Genomic DNA, 2,910 nt, shown 5'->3' with positions numbered 1-2,910 from the left:
GAAAATTCATGTTTGAAGTTAATCCAGTAAAATTCAAAATTAAGGAGCTTGCCGATCGCACGCAGCTTCTTCGGGGGTATCTTTGACTACGATGCTAAGCAAGAGCGTCTAGAAGAAGTCAGCCGTGAGCTTGAAAGTTCAGCGGTGTGGAACGAGCCTGAACGTGCTCAAGCCCTAGGTAAAGAGCGCGCCAGCCTCGAAGCCGTCGTAAAAACTATTGATGATATGGACGCGGGTCTTGAAGATGTTGAAGGTCTGCTAGAGCTTGCTATCGAAGAAGAAGACGAAGACACCTTCAATGAAACCACCAAAGAGCTGGATTATTTAGAGAGCCGTTTGGCCGAACTCGAATTCCGCCGTATGTTCTCTGGTCAACATGATGCGTCAGACTGTTACTTAGACATTCAGTCGGGCAGTGGTGGTACAGAGGCGCAAGATTGGGCCAACATGGTACTGCGTATGTACCTGCGTTGGGGCGAAGCCCACGGATTCAGCCCTGAGCTGATGGAAGTGACCGACGGTGACGTGGCGGGCATTAAAGGTGCGACCATTAAGTTTACCGGTGAGTATGCCTTCGGTTGGTTACGTACCGAAACTGGCGTGCACCGTTTAGTGCGTAAATCGCCCTTTGACTCATCGGGCCGTCGCCATACCTCTTTCTGCTCGGTATTCGTTTACCCTGAGATTGATGACGATATCACCATCGATATCAACCCTGCTGACTTACGTATCGACGTATACCGCGCCTCGGGCGCCGGTGGTCAGCACGTTAACCGAACCGAATCTGCGGTACGTATTACCCACTTACCGACCAACACGGTAGTGCAGTGCCAGAACGACCGTTCACAGCACAAGAACAAAGATTCGGCGATGAAACAGTTAAAAGCCAAACTGTTCGAATTAGAAATGCATAAGCAAAATGCGGAAAAGCAAGCCGCCGAAGATGCCAAATCGGACATCGGTTGGGGCAGCCAAATTCGCTCTTATGTATTGGATGATTCCCGTATTAAAGACTTACGCACTAGCGTGGAGACGCGCAATACCCAAGCGGTACTCGATGGCGATCTGGACAAGTTTATTGAAGCCAGTTTGAAATCAGGGCTGTAATTAATTCAAAGGTATAGACGAGAAATAAGATGACTGAACAAGTACAAGATGAAAACAAACTGATTGCCGAGCGTCGTGCCAAGCTAGACAGCATTCGCCCGAACTGCAGCGCGAATGCTCACCCTAATACGTTCCGTCGCACCCACAAAGCGGCAGAGTTACAGGAAAAATACGGTCAAAACACGAAGGAAGAACTCGAAGCCTTAGGTTTTAGAACCAGCATTGCTGGCCGTATCATGGCAAAACGTGGCCCATTCCTGGTGATCCAAGACGTGTCAGGTCGTATCCAAGCTTACGCTGAAAAGGGCGTACAAGCGGATCTGAAGGATCGTTATCAAGGTCTGGATATCGGTGACATCATCGGCGTAACGGGTCAGTTGCACTTGTCTGGTAAAGGCGATCTGTACGTCAACATGGAAGAGTACCAACTGCTGACCAAAGCCCTGCGCCCGCTGCCAGAAAAATTCCACGGCTTAACCGACCAAGAAACTCGCTACCGCCAACGTTATGTGGACTTGATCGTTAACGAAGAATCGCGTCAAGCCTTCGTAATGCGTTCAAAAGTGGTTGCCGCTATCCGTAACTTCATGATCAAAAAAGAGTTCATGGAAGTTGAAACCCCAATGATGCACGTGATCCCCGGCGGCGCTTCAGCCCGTCCATTTGTGACGCACCACAACGCGCTAGATATGCCAATGTACCTGCGTATCGCGCCAGAGTTATACCTCAAGCGTTTAGTGGTCGGTGGTTTTGAGCGGGTGTTCGAAATCAACCGTAACTTCCGTAACGAAGGTCTGTCGCCACGCCACAACCCAGAATTCACTATGATGGAATTCTATATGGCTTACGCTGACTACCAAGATCTGATGGATTTAACGGAAGAAATGCTGAGCTCGATTGCGATTGAATTGCTCGGCAGCGCGCAAATGCCATATGGCGAGCACACGGTCGATTTTGGTGGCCCATATGCGCGTCTGAGCATGTTAGAAGCGATTCAGAAGTACAATCCTGACAACGCGACTATCCAAGCTATGACCTACGAGCAAGTGAAAGATCTTGAATTCATGCGTGAACTGGCTATCAGCCTTGGCATCAAAATTGAGAAGTTCTGGACCTGTGGTCAGCTATTAGAAGAAATCTTTGGTGAAACTGCGGAATGGCAGTTAATGCAACCGACCTTCATTACCGGCTACCCAGCGGACATTTCGCCACTGGCACGTCGTAATGATGATAATGATTTCATTACTGATCGTTTTGAATTCTTCATCGGTGGCCGCGAAGTGGCTAACGGCTTTAGCGAGTTAAACGATGCGCAGGATCAAGACAGCCGCTTTAAAGCGCAGGTGGATGCCAAAGACGCCGGTGACGATGAAGCCATGTTCTATGATGCCGACTATATCACTGCACTGGAACACGGTTTACCCCCCACAGCCGGTCAAGGTATTGGTATCGACCGTTTAGTGATGCTATTCACTAACACTCACACTATCCGTGACGTGATCCTATTCCCTGCAATGCGCCCACAAGCTTAAGTGCTTTATTGGCTTGCAGGTTGAACCTGTAACGCCCGCGGCATTGACCGAATATACAAATAGAATGCCAGTCAGTTTACGCTGACTGGCATTCTTTTTTTAGAGGGGAACGGAGTGGATTTGGAGGTTAACCCTCGCAGAGAGGGCCTCTTCTTGCGTTGTTGAGCCATTGCTCAAGGAGAGTATTGTGGTCCGTTGCTTGGGTGAAATAAGTGGCCATTTGGCTCAGTAAACTAAGTTTGTGCTCGAGCAATTGGCAAGGCCACTATGG

At 49.2% G+C, this 2,910-nt stretch carries 2 protein-coding genes; both read left to right on the top strand.

Annotated features, from left to right (window positions below):
• Positions 1–8 precede the first annotated feature (8 nt).
• Positions 9–1,107, top strand: a protein-coding gene (prfB, locus tag ACRCZA_RS00905; protein ID WP_438672609.1) for a peptide chain release factor 2 whose coding sequence is annotated in 2 segments (ribosomal slippage) — positions 9–83 and positions 85–1,107 — 1,098 coding nt in all. Because the reading frame shifts where the segments join, the coding sequence is not laid out codon by codon here.
• A gap of 29 nt (positions 1,108–1,136) precedes the next feature.
• Positions 1,137–2,639, top strand: a complete 1,503-nt coding sequence (gene lysS / locus ACRCZA_RS00900) for a lysine--tRNA ligase (RefSeq protein ID WP_438672608.1) — start codon at positions 1,137–1,139, stop codon at positions 2,637–2,639.
• Positions 2,640–2,910 lie beyond the last annotated feature (271 nt).

The sequence above is a fragment of the Shewanella sp. genome (assembly GCF_051658185.1).
GTDB lineage: Bacteria > Pseudomonadota > Gammaproteobacteria > Enterobacterales > Shewanellaceae > Shewanella.
Note: the sequence above shows the minus strand (reverse complement) of the source record. Positions and strands in the feature narration are given on the sequence as shown.